Here is a 22,637-nt window from a genome sequence, read left to right on the forward strand (position 1 = left end):
GCTGGTCCAATAGTTCTGGTACTTTTTATGGCATAAGCTTTAGACTCCTTCCTTTCACATTAAATTTCAAATCAGTTATTTTTTCGAGCGCATGTAATACGGTAGACAATTGATTGTTTCTATTAATGGAGGCGTGAATTTGAATGTCATTTGGAATGCCGGCGTAATTGATATCCAGATCGTACCAGCGGCTGATCTGGCGAAGGGCTTCCAGTAGTGGAGTGGCTTTAAACCTAAACTCTCCATCTTTCCAGGCGGCAAAAAGCGCCGCGTCTACCTCCCTGGTTGCCAATCCGTTTAAATCCAATGTAGCTTGTTCACCAGGATGCAGCTGAAGGGGATTAAGATTCCCTGCAGGCTTCAACTGCACGCTGCCTTCGATCAGGGTAGTTGCAGTTTTGGGCTCGTCTTTGTAAGCGTTGACATTGAAACTGGTTCCCAGCACTTTGATCTCCTGCCCTGCACTACGTACGATAAAAGGGTGGCTGGCGTCGTGAGAAACCTCGAAATAAGCTTCTCCGCTGAGTGCTACAATCCGCTCTTTAGCACTGAAGTTAGTGGGATAAGACAGTGAGGAGGCTGCATTGAGCCACACTTTAGTTCCATCGCTGAGCACTACTCTGTACTGGCCGCCCATTGGCGTACTTAACGTGATATTTTGGTTCGACTGGTGATCTTCCACCAGTGCTCCATCTTTGTAACGGATCGCCGATCCATCAACAACGATTTCCTCTTTAGCACCATTTAATTGAAGAACAGTTCCGTTTCCCGTAACCAGTGTAGCACGACTGGTACCCGGCAACACGTCATTGCTATACGCCTTTGAGGCGATGCTACGCTCAGCGCCGGATCGGTTGACGAAATAGGTTGTAAGCGAGAGCACCAGCAACACTGCAGCAGCAGCGGCAAATTTGGGGATCCATGAATGAACAGCCGTCTTCCGCACTGTAGCAACCTTATTCATGCGCGCTTGAATGACTTGCCATGCGCGATTTTCTACTGTCTCAGCGCGGTGATGAAGGTCGGAAAAAGCCTCAATATCTGATTCGAAATAGGTTTTCAATAGCCAATCTGCCTTGTCTTCCTCTTGTTGGAAAAACAAGCGCAGTTGCGACAACTCATCTTCAGTGAGGGTCTTATTGATGTACTTTTCAAATAATTTGTATTCTGTTGAATGTTTCCCCATATATCCCTGGCCAGGTACGGCCCTATATAAGCAATACACATGAGAAAAAAAAAATAGCACCTCTGAATAATTATTTTTTCAAAAACACTGGTAATAAGGCTATTAAAATTTGAACAGATTGAGATTTCAGAATTGTCTTCAGTTGTTTGTTGGCCTTTTGGAGGTGGTGATTGATCGCAGACACACTGATATTTAACTGTTCGCTGATCTCCTGATAACTCCTGCCATCTATTTTGTGCAGGATATAAATGTCCCGCTGTCTTTCCGTCAACCTGCCGAGCGCCATTTCCAGGAGTGTTTTTGCCTGAGCAGCATCATCGGCATCAGCTATGGGATTGTAACTGGCCTCAGGATCCATCAGGTTACGCAGGGACTGGTCATACAAATTTTTCCTGAAGACATTTTTGGAGAGATTGGTTGCCATTTTAGAGAGCAGGGCGCTAAAGCTCAGTTCGGGATCAATCATTTCCCGGCTCGACCAAATTTTCATAAAGACATCCTGGAGCACGTCCTGGGCCAGTTCTTCAGATTTCAATAAATAAATCAGTTTACTGGCTAACCTGCGGGCATAAATTTGATAGAGTTGATTAAATGCATTCTCTTCTCCGTCCCGCAATTTCCGCAACAGTTCCTTTTCATCGCTGACAGGTAATATCTTCACTTAAATGACTGACTTAATTGGCCTAAGTTAGAAAAAAGTTATGAACATTTTTTAAGCACTGAAGAATTTCCGACTGAGCTAAATCCAATTGATTGACTTCATTCCTTGAAAACCTATGGCGGCTGCCGGGCCTCCTAAACTCGCCGTCTATAGTACCTACCATACGCAGCAGGTCGGTCAGCAGCAAAAACCAACCATTTTCAGGTATCCAAATCTTGATGACATTTATATCAATTAAATGAGATTGATAGTGGTCATCCAAAAGGCTTTGTTTGGTTTGCTCCTGTTTATTGTAAATGATAGCTAATATGACTGCCATAATTTTATATCAAATCCTAGAATTGGAATACCTGCCTCCATATGGAGCAGGGTAGAAAAATCCTCTGAGCTGCAATTTTGCAATTAATATAAATTAATAAATCACTGGGCTTGAAAGAAAAGAATCAGTACCTTAACCCTGCCTTTTGCCTCATATCAATATATTTAGCACTTGCCATCCCTTAAGCCTGTTCCAAAAATGAGTTATAGAAGGTAATGACCTTTATGAACGAACAGCAAACCCCGGATTTTAAACAGCAACTTTTCGAGTACCAGAAACGTATTGCGAATATATTAGAGAGTTTTACAGACGCCTTTTTTGAACTTGATGTCAATTGGAATGTGACCTATTGGAACAAAGAGGCAGAACGCATCCTAGATATGCCGCGGACAAAAATGATCGGAAAGAATCTATGGGAAGTGTACTCAGATGCTATTCCGCTAAAATTCTATTCCGAATATCACCGCGCGATGCACGAAAATCTTGCGGTAAGATTTGAAGAGTATTTCCCTGCAAAAGAATTGTGGATAGAAGTAGCTGCTTTTCCTTCAGGAAGCGGTCTATCCGTATATTTCAAGGACATCACCGAAAAAAAACAGGCTCTCGATTTGTTACAAAGGGAAAGACAAAAATATGTGGATTTGTTCAACTTAAGTCCCCTACCCCAATGGGTTTATGATAAAGAGACACTCAGCTTTCTTGACGTCAATGAGGCTGCCATAAGGCAATACGGTTATACTCACGAAGAATTCCTGAGTATGACCCTGAAAGACATCAGACCTGCAGAAGATGCAGGGCTGATCGAGGAAATCGTAGGCTACAAGGTCGTAGAAGGCAAAGCTGATTTAAGCCTGCTTCGACATGTCAAAAAGAACGGTGAATTGATTTATGTGAGCGTGAAGGGCGATTGCATCCAGTTTGAAGGGAAAAAAGCGAGGCTCGTGATGGTGGTAGATATGACAGAGGAATTTTATGCTAAAGCTGCAATGGAAGCACAAAATTTGCGTTTGAAAGAAATCGCCTGGATCCAATCCCATCAGATCCGTGCGCCGTTGGCGCGAATATTGGGACTGGTGTATATACTCAATCAAGAGCCGGCTGACCTGGCAACTATAAAGGACTTTCTCCCAATGCTACAGTTGTCGGCAGAGCAATTGGATGCAGTACTTAATGAGATTGTGGACAGCTGTCAGTAATTCATGGGAATTACTGTGGCTGTGCTGATAACAGGGATTGCGACGGCGGCATAATTCATTTCTGGCCCCGGTGGCTTATGGGAGGATGTCTCAGTAGCCTTCGGGTACTCTGAAGACGATGCGTTTGGGAATGTCCGTATGGAACAATTGTAATGCCCGATTTTTTCCTAAATTCGCGAAGTAGCTCAAAGCGTAAATCATGACCAAAAAATCCCCCATAGAAAAAATAATAGCCCCGGTAAGCCGCTTTATCCATTTGGAATATACCAGTGGCATTGTGCTTTTATTTAGTGTGATCATTGCCATCATCTGGGCAAACTCCGCCTGGCATGAAATGTACCACCATATCTGGGAGATTGATTTTTCTATTGGCTTTGATACTTATGTACTGAAACATCCCCTGCATATCTGGATCAATGATGGACTCATGGCCATATTTTTCTTTGTTATAGGACTGGAGCTAAAAAGGGAATTCATGGATGGGGAGCTTTCCTCATTCAGAAAGGCGATATTACCTATGAGTGCTGCTTTGGGGGGCATGATTGTACCGGCCCTGATCTATTTTGTGATCAATAAAGGCACGCAAGCAGATCATGGATGGGGGATTCCCATGGCGACTGATATTGCTTTTGCGCTGGCGCTCTTGTCGATGGCCGGCAAGCATGTGCCCACTTCCGTCAAAGTCTTTCTCTCGGCACTTGCTGTAGCGGATGATCTTGGTGCGGTACTGGTGATTGCCTTCTTTTATACCTCTGGGGTAGATTTTACCGCCTTAGGTATCGCAGGTATTTTCCTGGTAGTTTTGATCGCTGGTAATAGACTGGGAATCCGCAGCAGTATATTTTACCTGGTACTTGGGATAGCTGTTTGGATCGGATTTTTACTTTCTGGTGTTCACGCTACGATCGCAGGTGTATTGGTGGCATTTACCATTCCTGCTGTGACAAAAATCGACGAAGTAATTTATTCCACCAACCTAAAAAAGCTGACCTACGAATTTGAACAGGAGATTCCCAGCAACAGTACACTGACCACTCCTCAGCAGCATCAGACCATTCAGCACGTAAAAAACCTGAGTATGGCGGCAGAAACCCCCTTACAGAAGATTGAGCATGCTTTGCATCCTTGGGTAGCCTTTGGAATCATGCCATTATTTGCCCTGGCCAATTCCGGGATCGTGATCGGTGCCGACTTCCTCAGTTCCATCATCAATCCAGTTTCAATTGGGGTTACCGCGGGTCTTGTTATCGGCAAGTTTGCAGGCATCCTATTTTTTACCTGGCTAATGGTTAGGACCGGCATGGGTGCGTTGCCTGAAGGCGCCAACTGGCGCCATATTATTGGAGTGGCTTTGCTTGGCGGGATAGGTTTTACCATGTCATTGTTCATTAGCGGTCTGGCTTTCAAAAATCCTGAATTTGTGGAGCAAGCAAAATATGGTATCCTCATTGCCTCTATTTTGGCGGGAATCATGGGAAGTCTTGTCTTGAGGAAAAGCGCGCACCAAAAAGCAGTAAGGATGTCCTGAACATTCTTTTTTTGCAAGTCTCTTCATTAAGAAAACTTAACTCAACAAGCTTTTAAAAAACGGGCAGGCTAAAAGAGAAACTGGTGCCAAAGCCGAGGCGACTTTCTAACCAGATCCGACCGCCGTTACTTTCCACAAACTCCCGGCATAGGACCAGTCCAAGTCCCGTTCCTTGCTCTGCGGCGGTACCGGGGGCTGAAAACTGGTTACCGACTTCCAGCAGCTTCTGTTGATGCTCAATAGCGATTCCTGTACCCTGGTCAGATATGGTAAAAATCACTTGTTTGCCTTGAGGGACAGCATCTATTTCCACCTTAGATCCTTCATAACTGAATTTGATGGCATTGGAGAGCAGGTTGCGCAGCACGGTGGCTACCATCTGCTTGTCGGCCTTAACTACTAATCCTTGGCGCTTTTCGAAGTGCACGCTGATCCCCTTCGACTGCGCTAAAGGTATCGCCAGTTTTTCTGCTGCGGCAAAAAGTTCTGAAACCAGAATCTCTTCGGGAACCGGCTTGAGCAATCCGGTCTGTAGGCGCGACCAATGGAGCAAATTTTCCAGTAAGCCATAAGCTTGTCTGGCCGATTCGTGCATACGGGCCGCCATATGCCCGATCTTGACCCGGTCTAGTGTTCCTGAGTTCTTCGAAATGAGTTCGCTGTAGGTTAGTAATGCAGTGAAGGGGTTTTTAAGATCGTGTGCGATGATAGAAAATAGTTTGTCCTTGGTGTCAACCAGTCCCTGCAATTGCTGCTCTGTTTTTTTCAGCTCTGAGGCCAATGTCCGGTACTTTTCTTCACTCTCCCCGAGGTTTTTGAAGATGAGGTCGGTAGGCCTGATGAAAGCTGTTTCTACATTTGCTTTATAGATCAGGATAAAAGAAATCAGTTTTGCATAATGCCCGATTTCGTTGGCAGTACTATAGTTGGATATGTACAGTGTGAAGCAAAATTCACTCAAAATGGTAAAAAACAAAGAGATGAGTAGCAACTGGTAAATCTCCGGGCTGAAAAAACGTTTCAATTTAATCAGTAGGTATACGGAAATTGAAAGAATGACAACCACAGCATATTCTGCGTAGATCTTAAAAGGTGTTTGGCCGACACCTTCTATGAAGGAAACCGGAAAGATCTGCCATACCAAAATTGAGAGCATAATCAGCAATGCAGCAAAGAAATAACCCAGAAAAACCAGTTCAGGATTGAAGCGCTTATGCTTCTTTAGCAGTATTAAGCCCACTACAAAGGTCAGGGCTTCCAGCGTCCTTGTGGCAATCCAAAACTGATTGGCCGGAAAGCCGGAGACAGGAATCATGGTCATGCCTTTGAAGGTAAGGGTGTGCAATAAGTCCAGTGCACCGATAAAGAGATAGGATATGCCCACAAGCTGCAAGAAAACATTGTCCTGCATCCTTCGCGAATTCCAGGTGACGATGAATACGGCAAAGGCGACAACGATCGAGAATAATTCTACAAAGGTATGGAACAGCAGGTAACTCTGTAATTTGCTGAAGTAAAACACCAGAATGAGAAATGCAATAGCAAAGCAGGTTCTGTAATTGTTTCTGAATATCCTGAGGATGTGCTGCAAAAAATGTCGATCTTATTAATCGACAAAGATAAACATATTTACATAACGTTACCTAATTGGTGATGTATTTTGAGGAGATCAGCAGTAGCAGCGTACGGTCAGCCTTTGCCTCCTCATAATTGTCCTTTAGGAGCTGGCTAATGTGCTTATTTTTCAACCCTACAGCCGCCATACGCAGTATCTGAAAAGAGGCCATTTCTACACTCTCAATGTTCTGTAGGTAAAAAATAATAGACAGGTCCCTAAGTTCAGGCTCACCACGCTGTTCGTTGATGGCTTCAAAAGCATCCTGGATCAAACCCGTGAGTCCGTGAATACTTCCTTTTGAGACTTCAGCATCCAATAACGAGTAAATGACTTCCATTCTGGCTATCTGCTTTTCAACGTCCGATACCGTCTCTAAAATGGCATTCCTTAGGTCTGCGAATTCTACTTCCTCAGCAATTCCCGGTAGTTTTGATACCAGATGTAATTTGGCTCCATAGATCCGGTCGAGATGTTTGATGAAAAACAGCTTGAGCTTTTCGGATCCTAGCTGTATTTTTTTCCAGGAGCTATTTTTTTGGGGGTTTTCTTCACTCATAATTACAATGCAAGCGCCTAATTTATGAATTCTTTGACTTTTTTGACGAGCTTATCTATATCAAACGGTTTATTCACATAACCATTTGCCCCACAGCTTTGAGCCAGTTCGGGAACATTGAGTTCAGCAGATACCAGGAGCACCGGTATAGATTCCAGATCCCTTTCTTTCTTGATCTCTGCACAGATCTGAGCCCCTGTTTTCGGAAATCCCACTATTCTCACGTCGAGCAATATCAGGTCTGGATCAAGGATTTTGATGTGTTCAGTGCTGATTCCGGTGTTGCAAAGGACGCGTTCATAACCTTCATCTCCGAAGATGATGTCCAAAATGGAGAGAATGTCTTTATCGTCATCAATCACTAATATCTTTTTCGCCATTTTTTGGTTGTAGTATTTAAAATTAGGTTTAGTATCTTTTCTAGAGCAGCTCGGAAACATGAATCCCATAAACCTCCTTAAATAGCTTGCTGAAATGACTTCTCGAGTGATAGCCGGCAATGCTGGAGATTTCTTTTATTGTCCTGTATTTTCCGGAAGCAATGGCTTCCCATGCCAGTTGCAAACGTATGACCCTCACCAGTTTGTTGGGGGTAATGCCCAGAATACTTTCTACACGTCGAAATAACTGTCTCTGGCTAACGGCCAGTTCATTGCTGATCAGGGCGAGGTTGAGCCCTGGTTTTCCAGCATATCTTCTCACAATGGTTTCAAAATGATTCAGCCACAACTGGTCGGCATGTGTGGGTTCTTCAATGTGCTGCGGCACATTTATGACTTTTAGCTCCGATTTGAGTTTTTTTTGATGGTCTTCATTGATCATTTCCAGGATAGCGGAAATCCGGTCGTATTCTTCAATACGCTTTCTGTACGTAATGTTCTTGGCAATAGCAAATATCAACCTGTCCCTGGGTATGGGAACCGATGTCCAAGATAGCCACACAATGCTTCCATCTTTGGCGAGATAACGGTTCTCGAAGTTCAGCAGGGAATGACCTTCGGTCAACCTGAGGCGTTGCCGACCAGTGAACTCTCGGTCTTCAGGATGGATGAAGGAACTGATGGGAACTGAAAAAAGTTCCTCATAAGTGTAGCCCAAAGTTTCCGATACCGCAGGATTTATTTTCTTAAAATAGCCATCAAAACCAGCGATACACAACCAGTCTGGTGTAATTTCGAAGAAGTACTCTAAATCGAAAACAGTATGGGTATCTAACTTATCCATGCCAACTCATTATTTACCATAGCCTTCTATCCTTAAATGATTGGTCCCTTTATGTTCAAGCCCAATGCAAATTTTGAGCAAATTGTTTTAATTAATGAGTACTGATGCGATTATGTCAATTTTGATCACATATTCGGCAGTTTTGTGAACAGCTCCTGCTCAATTATTCCAGAATTGGCCAAATTAAGTAGTGAGCTAGCGTACGCATAATTCGGTATGGGAAAAAACATGTATAGAGATGTATACAGGGTATTGGTAATAACCTTGATCATTTTAAACATTTAAAATTTATTGAGGTTATCTTTCTGAATATGGCCATGAAAACTAATGCAGCCGCCTATAACCTATGAAACAATTCGAGGAAATTAAGACCCTGTTGGGCGAATCAAACACCTATTACTTAATTGCTGTCGACATGAATGCCAATTACAGCTACCTGAATAAGCATTATGCCGAAATCTTTGAACCGATCCATGGGAATCTAGTTGGAAAACATTACGCCATAACGATGCATCACGATGATCAGCAAACCTGTAAAGTGGTCTCGCAAATGGCCTTTATGTATCCCGAATCTATTTTCCCGGCTACACTTCGCAAACATGATGGTTCTGGTGGCTACATCGTTACCCGGTGGGAATATAAAGCCATGTTCGATAGCCTGGGTGCTCCCTCAGGTATTTTTTGCATCGGGCACGATATTACAGAATTGCTGAAAATCAGTGGAGAACTCCATCAGGCAAAAGAAGAAAATGCGCATGCTGTCCGCTTGCATGTGGCAAATATTATGGGGTTGGGGAAGATCATTCAGGAATCTACAGATGCCAAAGACACCAGGGATGCCGCCAAAATGCTGGTCCAAAGTGCCGTCGATCTTGACGATGTGATCCGGTCGCTTTACAAATAAAGGCTAACCCATCCGGATCAGCCTTTGGGGATATAACATATTTTGTAATACTACCGCCGATCCATTAAAAAAGAAATTTGTTCGAAAAATGGGAGCACTGATCTTGAAACATCAGATCTGATCCCCAGGTCTTCATCTTCAAAAAGCTCAAACATTTTTTTATTATCCAACAAAAAGGGCCGCCCTGAGGCGACCCTGGTTGCGATTGTCTTTTTACTGGATTTCGATCTGACGTGTGATCATTTTGGCTTCCTCGCGTTTCGGAATATCGATGCATAGCACCCCATCATTATACTTGGCCTCAATGCCTTCTGCATTGGCACTGTCGGGGATGGTAAAGGCGCGAACGAAGGAACTGTAACTGAACTCGCGTTTTGCGTAGCTCCGCTCTTTTCCTTCATTTTGGTTGACTTGCTCAACAGCTATGCTCAGCACATCTCTTTCGAGTTTCAGTTTAAAGTCTTCTTTTTTCAGGCCCGGTGCAGCAAGCTCTACATGAAAGTGATCTGCGGTCTCGCTGATATTAGCTGCGGGAACACGGCTGATCATGCGGTCTGAAAAAAAGGTGTCATTGAAGATGGAATCAAAAACGTTGTTGAAGCCTGGAACGTTTGCGGTTTTGTTTTTGTCGGAATTAAATTTAACCAGTGTCATAGGTCTGTCCTCCTTAAATTTGATTTAATGATTGAAACTTACAATTAATTAAACTCTTGAACTTCATGTTCGCTCCTGATATTACAACTGGTGTGCCAATAGGATTTTGCTGGAATCTGACTGAAGAAACTTCAGCAGAAATGAATTTTTTTCAGTTTAACTGTCAAAATTTCATTTGATCGAGTATGTAATGTGCAGATTAGAGGACTTAATCCAAACGAGATCCGAAATTGTTAAAAAATGTTAAAGCCATTTGAAAAAAATATTTTGTTTTTTTCATTTGTTCCGCCATTTCAACGGAAATGGACATACATTTTTTAGGGCTATTATTTTAAATTCTAGTTATTGGATCATGTTTACCACATTCTCATTCAAACCATCAAAAGTCAGGCGCAATGCCGCAGTAATTTTTCTAATTTTATGCTCAGCAGGACCGATACTCCGGGCCCAGACGCCTGCTCCTGCAGGGGGCAAATCCAGCTATAGCGCGAGGCTGATGAACATTGAGGCCGCCAGCAATGAAATTTTTCGTTTCAACACCACACTACACAATGCCGAAACCAAATCTAAAGTGATGGAACTGAAGGCGACCCTGCCGATCGGCTGGATGATCAGTTACAAAGTGGAGGGCAACCAGGTGACTTCACTGGCAATGGATCCTGGAAAAACACAAGACATCTCCATTGAAATCAATGCTTCGGCAAATGCCTCGCCTGGAAAATACAAAATACCGGTTAAGGCAATATCCGGAACCGATACCCTGAGCCTGAATCTGGAAGCCGTAGTGAAGGGTTCCTATGGCATCACATTGAGCAGCCCCAGTGGCCGGTTGAGCGCAGAACTGAACTCCGGCAGTCATGAAGAAATTCAACTGGCACTGAAAAACTCAGGAACGCTTCCTTTGAAAGACATCGACCTGACGTCTCAGTTGCCGACCAACTGGGAAGCGACGTTCGAACCGGCTAAGGTAAGCAACCTGGAGCCAGGCAAAAGTCAGGACATCAAACTAAGCCTGAAAGTACCCGACAAAACCATTGCAGGAGATTATGCCGCAACATTTACCGCAAGCAATCCAAATGGCAATGCTCCGGCAGTATTTAGGATTATTGTAAAAACATCTTTATTGTCCGGCTGGATAGGCATCCTCGTAATCCTCCTTTCTATTGGTCTGGTGTATTACCTGATTCGCAAGTACGGAAGAAGATGAGTACCCCTATCATTAAGATCAGGGACCTGAGTAAATCTTATGGTTCCTTTAAGGCTGTGGACGCCCTGAATCTTGAGGTTCATAAAGGCGAGATCTTCGGCCTGCTGGGTCCAAATGGCGCCGGCAAAACGACCACCATTCTAATGATGCTCGGCCTCACGGAACCCAGCGCAGGAACGGTGCAGGTCTGCGGTTACCACTCAACGACCAACCCGATCGCTGTCAAGAGAAAAGTGGGGTATATGCCAGACAGCCTGGGCTTCTATGACGAAATGTCGGCGCTGGACAATCTGATGTATATTGCCAGGCTCAATGGACTGACAGAACCTGAGGCCAACCGTACTGCGCTAGAGCTTATGGAAACCGTCGGCCTCTACGCAGAACGGGACAAAAAAACCGGAGCCTACTCCAGGGGGATGAAACAGCGGCTCGGACTGGCAGAAGTACTGATCAAAAAGCCTGATGTGATCATCCTCGACGAACCAACGCTGGGGATAGACCCCAGTGGCGTGAGGGATTTTCTAACGCTCATAAAATCCCTGAGCAGGGAACAGGGGATCACCGTACTGCTGTCCTCCCACCATTTGCACCATGTACAGCAGGTCTGTGACCGGGTAGGGATTTTTGTGAAGGGGAGACTACTGGCAGAAGGCAATATTGAGTCGCTATCGAAGATCCTGTTTGGACATGAAGGCTACGTGACTTCCGTCAGGCTGGCGCAGGACATCAATGAGCCCTCATTTTTTGAACGGGAGCTGCAGCACTGGCCGGAACTGAGCAAAATAGCCATTCGCGACCAGGAAATTGAATTTACCGGCACAGTAGACTTGAGTGCCAGATTGGTCCGCTTTATGGTGGAAAAGGGTTTTGATGTGCTCACCGTAAACCGCAAGGACTATGGGCTGGATGAGATCTATCAAAAATATTTTGAAGCAAAATAACGACATAACGAATTCATGAAAGATATTCTGTTTTTATCCGGATCATTGGGCAGAAGCCCATTCCGCGTGATGATGAGAAAGGAAATGGCAGACCACATCCGCAGCTGGCGGTTCATTGTACTGCTCAGCCTGATATTGCTGACTTTCACAGCTTCCATGTACGTATCACTGTCCAACATTAAATCGGCCACGGCCAATACCGAAGACCCGGATCATGTATTCCTGTACCTGAAACTGCTGACTGCCACAGACAATTCTGTTCCACCCTTCCACGTTTTCCTCAGTTTCCTGGCACCGCTACTGGGTATCAGCCTGGGTTTCGATGCGATCAATGCAGAACAGAACAGCGGCAGTCTGACTAGACTACTGGCCCAACCCATATACCGCGATAATGTGCTGCTCGCTAAATTTGCCAGTTCATTGCTCCTGGTGGGTGTGCTGTTTATGGTGCTGGTTTTGTGGATGATCGGCGGAGGGTTACTGCTTACAGGTGTAAGAATGGAGCCACAGGAACTGATGAGGATCCTGGGCTTTGTAGCGATTAGCATCTTATATGTAGCCTTTTGGCTCAGCCTGTCCATCGTACTCTCCATTTGTTTCAAAGGAGCAGCTACTTCCGCACTGAGTGCCATAGGCCTCTGGCTCTTCTTTACCGTTTTTTACCAGATCGTCCTGAACCTGCTGATCCGGTCTTTGCTGCCCGACCCATCCAGTCTGAACCAGGACCAGCTGATCCGCTATAATGAGCTGATACTTAGCTGGACCCGGATCGCGCCGAACCAGCTTTACATGGATGCCACCACTACAATGCTGATGCCTTCGGTAAGAAGTCTGGGTCCCATGACGATGGAACAGATGGCTGGAGCTATTCCATCCCCACTACCATTTGGGCAGAGCTTAATGGTAGTCTGGCCCCAGGTAAGCGGCCTGACCGGAGCAACCATCGCCTGCTTTGCACTTTCGTATTTTCTCTTTATGCGGCGCGAAATCAGGGGCAATTAGTAGAAGAGACTTCAATGCTTCATTCACATTGTCTATTGCGGTTCATTTTTTGCAATACAGGGATAGAAATTTTTTTAATATTCTACTATGCCATTCAGTGAACTGGAACGATTGGGGACGCTCAGGCGATTTTTACAACTTAAAACAACTAAAGAAGCAGAGCTGCAACGCATCGTACAGCTCGCAGCACAGCTCTGCAATTGCCCAATTGGGCTCATTACCCTCCTTGACGACGAAAAGCAAGTCTTTCTGGTAAGGACAGGAACCAGCCTAGAGCAAACGGAACGGAGTGATGCCTTTTGTAACCAAACTATCCTGGGGGACGAGGTACTGGTGGTACAAGATGCGGAAAAAGATGCCCGCTTCCAGAACAACCCTCTGGTAATGGAGGCGCCACACATCCGATTCTATGCGGGAGCTCCGATGATAAGCTCCGATGGAAGCCGGCTGGGCAGCCTATGTGTCATCAATACCAGTCCGGCAGACCTTACAGAAGAACAGCAACAAATGTTGTCAGTGCTTAGAGATTATGCCATGATGATCCTGGATTTCGAAATGAGTATCGAAATCCTAAAGGAACAATTTGCCAAAGCCAAAAATTCAGAAATGAAGATCAGGGCGTTTTTTGAAAGCACTGACACCTCGCACCTCTTCCTGGATGCAACCTATCAGATCCTGCACTACAATAAGGCTGTATCTGATTTCATCTGGAAAAATACTGGCAAAAGGATCAGTACGGGTGAAAATATTTTGGATTATATGCATCAGGAACATATGGTCAGCTTTAAATCCAATTTTCAGCAGGCACTGGAGGGAAAGAGTATTAAGTTTGACATCCTGCTCTCGTATCCAAGTGGAGAAATCTGGTGGAGCATGGACTATCACCCGGTATATACTTCCAGCGGGCAGATCATTGGCGTGTCTCTGAATGCCGCCGACATCAGTAGCCGAAAGAAACACGAGATGCAGGTCACGGCCCAAAATGAGGCACTAAAAGAGATAGCCAGAGTGCAGTCGCATGAGGTACGTCGTCCGGTGGCCAGTATCCTGGGGCTCATGAACCTGATGGAGGTATTGCCTGACGATGAACTACGGGAATACCTGAACCTGATGTCTGGACAGGTCGAAGAACTAGACCGAATGATTCACCAGGTAATGGCTACTGTAAACCTAAGCCAACAGCTCGATAAGGGTACCACAAGTAGCCCAGATGCTGCATAACAGTCCAAATAATAGACAGTACAAGAGAACATCTATCTCCTTTCTCAATTTAATCAAGAAAACGACGATAAACATCAGCGGGCAAGTCGCCATAAAAATGAAAATAATGGTAGCGATGGTCTCAAAAATATCCGAGTTGAAATCCATGAGCAAAATCCGGATGCCGACATAGGACAACCAAACAAAAATCGGCGAGATGAAGCAAAAGAGCCATTTCCAGATGGGTTTAAGCTGGAGCTGCGCCGGAACTGCGCTGCGGTAATTTCTGACTAACCATACGATTATAGCCGCCACCAACAAGATCAGGATGCCAATCTTGATATAGGTATTTCTGACGGTATCTGCACGCGTATTGACCTTGTGTTCAGCAATGAGTTTATCCCGATTGAACTCCTTCATACCGGTTCGCTCCCCATTGACAAATGTTTGCAGCACCACCTTGGTACTACTACTGTCCCTGAGTGTCCAACTGGAGTCTTCCAAGCCCATTTTGTAGAATCCCTCGATGATCAGTTTGCCATTTTTTGTTCTGCTGAACCTACCGTCCAGACGCCCGCCATTGAATCTTAAGGAGTCAGTACCATCTGGAGTTTGGATACTCAACCCGGTGATCTGCCCGGAGGGAATCAGGCTTACGCTGTCTGCAACGCGCTCCATGACGTCTTTGTCCAGTTCTTTAATTGAACGGTTCTTATTATAGTCATCGCTCCTGATCGGCCGGCTGATATATACCTGATTAACTTTAACGACGAGCAGGGAATCCTTTTTATAAAACTCAAAGTCACCATATAAATTGGCATCAGGAGTGGTGTCGGCGCGCAAAAGCACATACTGCGGCTGGTCAAAAGACTGCACATACCTTTGCTGGCTGGTGGCACAGAATGAAAAAACGGCCATGGTGCCGATGAACAAAGCGCTTAATCTAGCCATTAAGGAGTCGGTGAAGACTACGATCTGTGGAGCGCCTTTTATATGGAACCAGCTTAGCAACAATACGGGTAAGGCAATCAAATCTGTAGGATCAATAGTCCGCTGAATGCTGAATACAGGATTCAACAGTTCGATAAATCCGGAAGCATATTCGCTTTTCCAATAGACAAAGAATATTCCGCTTAGGATAAAAACCGATAATTTCCGTTTTGGAAAAATGGCCGACCAAAAAATGGGAAAAATAAATAGTCCACAGAAATCGGAAAGTTTCCCGGTGAATGCATTATGGAAAGCTGCTTTCAGAAAGAAGTCGTTGAGGATCAACAGCAGCAGACAAAAAACGAAAAGCGGCGACAAAAGATTTTTCAGGCGGTCATACATGCTGGAGAAGTTTTTTCTATTAATACCCATAAAGTAGTTTAGTAACCTGGCTGCGCCATTAAAGTTCAAAAAATCCAGAAAATTAACTTATATTCATAGACCCTAAATAGACCAATGATCCGGATGATGCCGAACATCTACCATGATGCCTTTAAAGATAGTCCGCTTCCGATGTGGATCTATGACCTGGAAACATTGGCTTTTCTGGACGTAAACCAGGCAGCGATCGAACTCTATGGTTATTCGAAAAAGGAATTTCTTGAAATGACTTTGCGAGACATTCGTCCTCTGGAAGAAGTTCCGGTCCTTGAACAGATCATGCGTACCAAAATCAGGGAAAAAGCTTTTAACCAGTCACTGGTGGTTCACTGTAAAAAAAATGGTGAGCTGATGTTCGTATCGGTCAAAGGCAATGCTACTGAATTTGAGGGTAGGGCTGCCCGCTTCGTATCTGTTATAGACTTAACTGAACATCAGACCACGGCAGAGGCACTGGCTCAAAGCGAAAGACGCTTCCAGTTACTGGTACAGGATGGATCTGATCTGGTTACAATTTTTGACCAGCAAGGGGTATATAAATTTGCAAGCCCCACTGCGATGAATGTATTAGGTGTGGAGCCTGAGGCGCTGATCGGCCGGAACGTATTTGATTTTGTGCATCCTGAGGATCGGGAAACCGCCAAACTACAGTTTGAACTGATCGCAGACCAGCACCGCATCATTATGCCCCCCTTTAGGTACAGGCATTTCAATGGCGAAACAAGATGGATGGAAACCATCATCACCAACAGGCTGAATGATCCGGTGATCAATGGAATAATTACCAATTCAAGAGATGTGACCGAAAGGCTGAACCAGGAAATTGAGCGAAAAAAAATTCTCCAGCGTTACAACACCGTATCTAAAGCCACAAGTGATGCCATTTGGGACCTGGACCTCAGGACCAAAACAATTACCTGGAATAAAGGCCTGAAGGGTTTATTTGGTTATGACCTGGAACAATCAGATATGGACTGGTGGAAGAGTAAAGTCAAGTCCGAGGACCTGGCTACCATTCTCGGTATATTTGATGAGCACATCAAGCAAGGCATTAGCAAATCCAAGCTGGAGTATAGGTTTCAGTGTGCAGATGGCACTTATAAAACCGTGATGGATCGCTCCTTTATTCATTTTGATGAAGCCGGACAAGCGGTAAGGATTATCGGATCTATGCAGGATGTAAGCGAGCAAAGAAAGTATATTGCAGAAATTGAAATCCAGAATGAGAAAATGCGCGAGATTGCCAGGATGCAGTCGCACGATCTGCGCGCTCCCCTCGCCTCCTTCATGGGATTGGTATCGCTAATAGACCCCGATGCCAATGATCCGGATGCGATTTTGAAAATCCTTCCTTTGCTGAAAAAGTCAGCAGAGGAAGTCGATGCAGTCATCAGGGCGATCACAAAGAAGGCTGAAAATAAAGGTTAGGTCTGAAGACTTAACCCAAATGCTTTTGTTAAACTTACCATATCTGTAGCAATAAAGTTGCAGCGAATCACCGGGCTTCTAACATGTTTTCTCCCATAAACAACGCATCTTTGTTGCATTCAACAACACCGCATTAGATATGAAAAAAATTCTACTGACCGCAAGCCTGCTGCTGGCCGCAATAGGGCTGTATGCGCAAAATGCTCCTTTATGGTTAAGGTATCCTGCCATTTCACCTGATGGCAAACAAATCGCCTTTGGTTACAAAGGTGACATTTATCTGGTAAGCAGTGCCGGTGGCCAGGCCATTCCCCTCACCTTAAATGAAGCCCAGGATATGATGCCGGTATGGAGCAAGGACAGCAAGTCGATCGCTTTTGCCAGCAACCGCTACGGTAATTTTGATGTGTTCACGGTCTCCGTGCAAGGTGGCAGCCCGCTGCGCCTTACGTTTAACAGCGCCAATGACTATCCTTATGACTTCAGTGCCGACAACAAAAATGTGCTGTTTGGCAGTTCCAGGAATTCAAATGCTGAGAACGTCAGGTTTCCAAGTCCGCGCGTATTTCAAAACCTCTACCAAGTGAAGAGCAGTGGCGGTAAACCGGTGCTGATAAGTGCTGCAGGAATAGAGAACGCCCGCTATAATAAAGATGGCAGCCAGCTGGTATTTGAAGACAAAAAAGGTTTTGAAGATGCCTGGAGGAAACACCATACCTCTTCCGTAACCAGAGACATCTGGCTGATGGATGTGAAGGCCAATACTTACACTCAAATTTCCAGTTTTGAGGGCGAAGACCGCAATCCCGTTTTCAGTGCCGACGGACAGGCGATTTATTTCCTGAGCGAAAAGAATGGCAATCAAAACATCTTTCAAACACCTGTTAAGGGACAGCCGGGCTATCAACAGATCAGCAATTTCAAGGACAACCCAGTGCGGCATTTGACTGCGGCAAATGACAATACGCTCTGTTTTTCGCAAAATGGAGAGATCTACACCCTAAAGAATGGGCAGAGCAAGAAGGTTAGCATCACGATCCTCAACGACGGAAGGGATAACCTGACCAGAACAGAGCCTGTTGTGGGCAATGTCAGTGAATTTGCGCTGAGCCCAAATGGAAAAGAAATTGCCTTCATCAACCGTGGTGAGGTTTTCGTGACGAGTGTGGACAATGGACAGACCAAACAGGTAACCAAAACCCCGCAGCAGGAAAGAATGCTGAGCTGGTCGCCGGACAGCAAATCGCTTTATTATGCAGCGGAACGCGGCGATAGCTGGGATATTTACAAAAGCACAGTAATACAAAAAGATGAACATTACTTCTTCGCGTCGACAGTGATACAGGATGAGGCTGTGATCCATGGTGTAGCAGAAGCTTACCAGCCACAGCTCTCCCCTGACGGTAAAGAAATTGCCTATATCGAAGACCGGAATATCCTGAAGATCTATAACATCAAGTCCAAAAGCAGCCGTACGGTGCTGCCTAAAGGACACAACCATTCTTACAGCGATGGGGACTGGAGCTTCCAATGGAGCCCTGATGGTAAATATATGCTGACTGCAGATCAGCGGGGTTATATGTCCAGGAGCAACCTTGCCATCTACAAAGCGGATGGTTCCGGACAGGCGATCTACCCTGTAAACAGCGGATTTGGCGAATATGCCGGCCAATGGGCGCTGAACGGCAAAATGATCACCTGGATGAGCTCTAAAGAAGGCCGCAAATCGCTGGCTATCCAGGGAAACCGGGAAATGGACATCTATGGACTGTTCCTGGATCAGGAAGCGTATGACCGGGCGAATATGAGTAAAGCTGATTTCGATCTCCTGAAAGAAAGAGAGCAGCGCGAGCGCCTGACTGCAAAAGATACCGTAAAAACGCCTGCAAAACTGGCGAAACAAGATACCAGCAAAAAATCTTTTACACCTGACTTCAGTAACCTGGAGAACAGAAAAGTAAAGCTCAGTCTGACCAGCAGCTCCTTGGGCGGATATGTACTCAATGCAGATGCGAGCAAACTGTTCTACCTCTCCTCTTTTGAAAACGGCTATGACCTTTGGGTTACAGACACCCGCAGCAAGGAGACCAAGGTTTTGGCTAAACTTGCCGGTAGCCCGAGTGGAATAGAGCTTAGCAAAGATGGCAAATCCCTATTCCTCAGCAACCGTGGAAGGTTGGTCAAAGTGGAATCGGAAAGTGGAAAGGTCTCCCCTATCGCCATCAGCGGCGATATGGAGCTGGATGCTGCCGCAGAAAGAGCTTATATCTTTAACCATGCCTGGCGACAAACCAAGGCTAAGTTCTACGATCCCAAATTACATGGGGTGGACTGGCAGGGATACAAAGCGACTTATGAGCGCTTCCTCCCACATATCAATAACAACTTTGATTTCCAGGAACTGCTGAGTGAATTGTTGGGCGAGCTTAATGCTTCCCATACCGGGGGACGCTATACGCCAATGATTGCGAATGCAGATGAGACTGCCAAACTGGGGCTTTTGTACGATGAAAGCAGCACCCTGGAAGGACTCAAAGTTTCGGAAGTCATTGCAGGCGGCCCACTGGCCAATAGCAAGAGTAAAGTGAAGGCGGGACACATCCTGACTGCGATAGACAATGAAACGATTACGGCAGATGTGGACTGGGCGAAATACCTCAACAACAAAAAAGGCAAAAATACACTGCTGAGCTTTTATGATCCGGCTTCAAAAACGAAATGGACAGAAACCATCAGACCAATCGGCCTTGCTGAAGAAAATATGCTCATGTACAAAAGGTGGATTGCCAAAATGGAGCAGATGGTAGACAAACTCAGCGGCGGAAAAGTCGGGTATGTACACGTTGAAGGAATGAACGATGCCAGTTTCAGGGAAACATTTGATGTGGTACTGGGCAAAAACCTGGAAAAAGAAGCGCTGATCGTAGATACACGTTTCAACGGTGGCGGTTGGCTGCACGATGACCTGAACACCTTCCTTTCGGGAAAAAAATACCTGGAGTTTGCACCACAAGGCGAGCGCCTAAAGGGTGGAGAACCCAATACCAGGTGGTACAAGCCAAGCTGCGTGGTAATGAATGAAGCCAATTACAGTGATGCTTTTATCTTCCCCTACATTTATAAACAAAACGGATTGGGCAAGCTGATTGGAATGCCGGTTGCGGGAACAGGAACCGCGGTATGGTGGGAACGCCAGATAGATCCGACCATGGTTTTCGGCATCCCAATGATCGGAACCATCGGTAAGGAAAACCGCACGACGGAAAATATGCAGGTAGAACCAGACATCAAGGTACAGGTAACGTATGAGTCTTACCTGAACGGATCTGATACACAAATTGAGACTGCGGTTAAGGAGATGCTGAAAGCCATTAAGCCTTAGTTTAGCGGCGGGCTTATTGATTCAATAGTTCAATAAAAAAGGGGAATGAATAACCATTCCCCTTTTTTTTATTGGTAGTTAAGTCTGAAGATTTACCCAATTGTATCTTTAATGCGCTTTAGGAAGGCCGACGGCTAACTTGTACAAAATCAAACCATTTCCGGACAAAAACGAACCCTCCGACCATGTATTTGTGTGTAGTTTTATTGCAACCAAATGTATGAACTATGAAAAAATCAAATTTGAAGGAGCTCGGAAGAGTTGCCTTGACGGCATTGTTCTGCCTGCATTCAATTTCCTGTGCCAAGGTACTGGGTGAGGAAATCCCAGCTGAGGCTGAGGCCGCTGCCGGGCGGAACCAAAAAGCGGTTGCCAGTGTGGCCAATATTGCTGGCAATGTGATCGTAAGTCCAACTTACAACAGTACTGCTATTTTACGAAACCCTCTGAACGGCTGGGTGATGTACGGGAAAAGAGATGCTACCGAGGCCTATTGGGATACCCAGTTTAACGTACCAGAACTGGGCACGAATGTTAAAGCCATCGACTATGCCTCTGCCTGCTACATCCGTACCAGCTGGAGATCGCTCAACCCCAGTCCAGGCGTTTATACCTGGAGAGACCTCAATTCGCAGATGGGCAAATTGATCAATGGTGCGAGGACCCGGGGATTGCCAATCGCTTTCCGTATTGTGGTAGACGGACGTGATCAGGGGGAAAACACGCCTGCATTTGTGTTCAATGCAGGAGCGGCGTACTGGCTGTCGAATCCAGCCGTTCCTGCACAAAAAACGCCTTTCCCTCAGGACCCGATCTTCAGGCAGCATTATACCACCTTCATTCAGGAATTGGCGAGTGATTTCAATGATCCGGAGCGTACTTCTTTTATCGATGCCTACGGTTTAGGAAAATGGGGAGAAGCACACAATGTGGTGTATGCGGAGCCAGGGGCCTTGACAGCTGCACAAACAGAAACAGTAAAGGAAGAAGTCCTGGATTGGTTTATGGCATTGTACAACAGCACTTTTACGAAAATCCCATTGGTAATGAATTACCATCGGTTGATTGGTCATCCCACAAGTTGGGGGGCTGCAAATGCAAATAGCAACACGCTGCTCGTTAAAGCCATTAACCAGGGGTATAGCCTTAGACATGATGCTTTCGCCATGACCGATTATTATCAGAGCTGGGAAAAAAACTTTGCGGCGGCATGGAAACATAAGCGGCCGATCATTATGGAAGGTGGATGGATTGTGAGCGGTACGCACCGCTATTGGATTGACTCCAGTGGTCAATACAGAGAAGGGCATCCGGAAGACGTGAGGCAGGCAGAATTTGACCGTTCGGCTGAAGCAGCAGTCAACATGATGGATTTCCGGGTCGGAGAAACGGCATCCTGGTTTCAAACCAGCTTTCCGCTGGTGCAGCGCTTCAATGCGGAAGGCGGATACCGCTTGTATCCCGACGAAGTGTCTTTGCCTAATGTCATTACCAGCGGCTCAACGGCAAACCTGAGCCATCGCTGGAAAAATATGGGATGGGGATATTGTCCAAACAATATCCCGCAATGGAACTACAAATATAAAGTTGCTTTTGCTATCCTGGATGCCACTGGCGTTGTCAAGAAGCTGTTCATAGACAACAATAGTGAGCCTTCGGAATGGATTAAGAATGCACCAACGACCTATAATTTTACCACAACGGCAGTGGACCTGGCCGCCGGAACCTATACATGGGCCGTAGCCATCATCGACAAAACCAAGGAGAACAAACCAGGCATAGCATTGGCCGTTACCGGTGATTTTATCAATGGATGGCTGAAACTTGGTAGTTTGCAGGTTCAACCATTTGGTACCACGCCTCCTATCGGACAAACGGTTAAATTGAAAGGCCCCAATAACCAATTTGTGTCGGGAGAAAATGGTGAAGTCCCCATGAGGTGTAATCGTGCAACTGCATCAACCTGGGAGACGTTTACAGTTGTAGATGCAGGCGGGGGAAAAATTGCATTGAGAAGCATGAACAAATATGTATCATCCGAGAATGGTGCAGTTTCAGGCATCACTTGCAACAAAACGAGCATTAGTGATTGGGAAAAATTCGACTGGGTGGTCAATGCAAATGGAAAAATTTCATTCAAGGGGAATAACGGCAAGTATATCTCTTCGGAAAATGGAGAATCGGTGATGAAGTGTAATAGGACGACCATTGCCGGATGGGAGACCTTCACGTTGAATTAACGACGAGTAGACCTGAAGAC

At 45.5% G+C, this 22,637-nt stretch carries 19 protein-coding genes; 10 read left to right on the forward strand and 9 right to left on the reverse strand.

All coding sequences use genetic code 11. The features are described 5' to 3' along the window. Positions 1-25: 25 nt before the first annotated feature. The 3 genes from WAE59_RS19575 to WAE59_RS19585 form a co-directional block, all read right to left on the reverse strand. Positions 26-1,186 carry a FecR family protein gene (locus WAE59_RS19575; protein ID WP_337857674.1) on the reverse strand — a complete coding sequence of 387 codons (1,161 nt, stop codon included), beginning with the start codon at positions 1,184-1,186 and terminating at the stop codon, positions 26-28. A gap of 70 nt (positions 1,187-1,256) precedes the next feature. Then, on the reverse strand, positions 1,257-1,847 hold the full coding sequence (locus tag WAE59_RS19580; protein ID WP_337857675.1) for an RNA polymerase sigma factor: 591 nt from the start codon (positions 1,845-1,847) through the stop codon (positions 1,257-1,259). A gap of 22 nt (positions 1,848-1,869) precedes the next feature. Then, positions 1,870-2,166 carry a hypothetical protein gene (locus WAE59_RS19585; protein ID WP_337857676.1) on the reverse strand — a complete coding sequence of 99 codons (297 nt, stop codon included), beginning with the start codon at positions 2,164-2,166 and terminating at the stop codon, positions 1,870-1,872. Positions 2,167-2,390: 224 nt separating this feature from the next. Between WAE59_RS19585 and WAE59_RS19590 the strand changes: the two genes are divergently transcribed. After that, a complete protein-coding gene (locus WAE59_RS19590) occupies positions 2,391-3,362 on the forward strand; it encodes a PAS domain S-box protein (RefSeq protein ID WP_337857677.1) in 972 nt (323 codons plus the stop codon). Positions 3,363-3,561: 199 nt separating this feature from the next. After that, positions 3,562-4,890 carry a Na+/H+ antiporter NhaA gene (gene nhaA, locus WAE59_RS19595; protein WP_337857678.1) on the forward strand — a complete coding sequence of 443 codons (1,329 nt, stop codon included), beginning with the start codon at positions 3,562-3,564 and terminating at the stop codon, positions 4,888-4,890. Between the two features lie 52 nt (positions 4,891-4,942). Here the strand turns inward: nhaA and WAE59_RS19600 are convergent, their stop codons facing one another. The 4 genes from WAE59_RS19600 to WAE59_RS19615 are packed head-to-tail and all read right to left on the reverse strand — an operon-like array spanning position 4,943 to position 8,288. Then, positions 4,943-6,481 (reverse strand): sensor histidine kinase, encoded by a 1,539-nt coding sequence (locus WAE59_RS19600; protein ID WP_337857679.1) that lies wholly within the window; start codon positions 6,479-6,481, stop codon positions 4,943-4,945. A 52-nt stretch (positions 6,482-6,533) separates the two neighbouring features. Next, on the reverse strand, positions 6,534-7,064 hold the full coding sequence (locus WAE59_RS19605; protein ID WP_337857680.1) for a DUF892 family protein: 531 nt from the start codon (positions 7,062-7,064) through the stop codon (positions 6,534-6,536). Between the two features lie 17 nt (positions 7,065-7,081). Next, positions 7,082-7,444 (reverse strand): response regulator, encoded by a 363-nt coding sequence (locus tag WAE59_RS19610; protein WP_337857681.1) that lies wholly within the window; start codon positions 7,442-7,444, stop codon positions 7,082-7,084. A 40-nt stretch (positions 7,445-7,484) separates the two neighbouring features. After that, entirely contained in the window at positions 7,485-8,288 is an 804-nt protein-coding gene (locus WAE59_RS19615; protein WP_337857682.1) for a PAS domain S-box protein, read from the reverse strand. A gap of 346 nt (positions 8,289-8,634) precedes the next feature. Between WAE59_RS19615 and WAE59_RS19620 the strand changes: the two genes are divergently transcribed. Then, positions 8,635-9,192 (forward strand): PAS domain-containing protein, encoded by a 558-nt coding sequence (locus WAE59_RS19620; protein WP_337857683.1) that lies wholly within the window; start codon positions 8,635-8,637, stop codon positions 9,190-9,192. Between the two features lie 213 nt (positions 9,193-9,405). On the opposite strand, the gene WAE59_RS19625 is transcribed toward WAE59_RS19620, so the two are convergent. Further along, on the reverse strand, positions 9,406-9,846 hold the full coding sequence (locus WAE59_RS19625) for an Hsp20/alpha crystallin family protein (RefSeq protein WP_337857684.1): 441 nt from the start codon (positions 9,844-9,846) through the stop codon (positions 9,406-9,408). Positions 9,847-10,198: 352 nt separating this feature from the next. Here WAE59_RS19625 and WAE59_RS19630 point away from each other — a divergent pair, with 352 nt between their 5' ends. From WAE59_RS19630 to WAE59_RS19645, 4 genes are all read left to right on the forward strand, one after another. Then, positions 10,199-11,053 carry a COG1470 family protein gene (locus WAE59_RS19630; protein WP_337857685.1) on the forward strand — a complete coding sequence of 285 codons (855 nt, stop codon included), beginning with the start codon at positions 10,199-10,201 and terminating at the stop codon, positions 11,051-11,053. Further along, complete coding sequence (locus WAE59_RS19635; RefSeq protein WP_337857686.1) at positions 11,050-11,994, forward strand: ABC transporter ATP-binding protein; 945 nt, start codon at positions 11,050-11,052, stop codon at positions 11,992-11,994. The genes WAE59_RS19630 and WAE59_RS19635 overlap by 4 nt, the downstream gene beginning before the upstream one ends. Positions 11,995-12,009: 15 nt before the next feature. Next, positions 12,010-12,996 (forward strand): ABC transporter permease, encoded by a 987-nt coding sequence (locus WAE59_RS19640; protein WP_337857687.1) that lies wholly within the window; start codon positions 12,010-12,012, stop codon positions 12,994-12,996. Between the two features lie 87 nt (positions 12,997-13,083). Next, the gene (locus WAE59_RS19645; RefSeq protein ID WP_337857688.1) at positions 13,084-14,217 is read left to right on the forward strand and encodes a GAF domain-containing protein; all 1,134 of its coding nucleotides are present in this window, start codon (positions 13,084-13,086) and stop codon (positions 14,215-14,217) included. On the opposite strand, the gene WAE59_RS19650 is transcribed toward WAE59_RS19645, so the two are convergent. Then, the gene (locus WAE59_RS19650) at positions 14,167-15,558 is read right to left on the reverse strand and encodes a hypothetical protein (RefSeq protein WP_337857689.1); all 1,392 of its coding nucleotides are present in this window, start codon (positions 15,556-15,558) and stop codon (positions 14,167-14,169) included. The two genes, WAE59_RS19645 and WAE59_RS19650, sit on opposite strands and share 51 nt — an antisense overlap. Before the next feature lie 93 nt (positions 15,559-15,651). Here WAE59_RS19650 and WAE59_RS19655 point away from each other — a divergent pair, with 93 nt between their 5' ends. The 3 genes from WAE59_RS19655 (at position 15,652) to WAE59_RS19665 (ending at position 22,617) form a co-directional block, all read left to right on the forward strand. Further along, positions 15,652-16,995, forward strand: coding sequence for a PAS domain-containing protein (locus WAE59_RS19655; protein ID WP_337857690.1), 1,344 nt, complete (start codon positions 15,652-15,654; stop codon positions 16,993-16,995). 139 nt (positions 16,996-17,134) lie between these two features. Continuing rightward, positions 17,135-20,377: a S41 family peptidase gene (locus tag WAE59_RS19660; protein WP_337857691.1), complete on the forward strand. Its 3,243-nt coding sequence runs from the start codon at positions 17,135-17,137 to the stop codon at positions 20,375-20,377. Positions 20,378-20,604: 227 nt separating this feature from the next. Beyond that, a complete protein-coding gene (locus tag WAE59_RS19665) occupies positions 20,605-22,617 on the forward strand; it encodes a DUF4832 domain-containing protein (protein ID WP_337857692.1) in 2,013 nt (670 codons plus the stop codon). Positions 22,618-22,637 lie beyond the last annotated feature (20 nt).

Source organism: Pedobacter sp. GR22-6, assembly GCF_037402555.1.
In the GTDB taxonomy this organism is placed as follows: Bacteria; Bacteroidota; Bacteroidia; order Sphingobacteriales; family Sphingobacteriaceae; genus Pedobacter.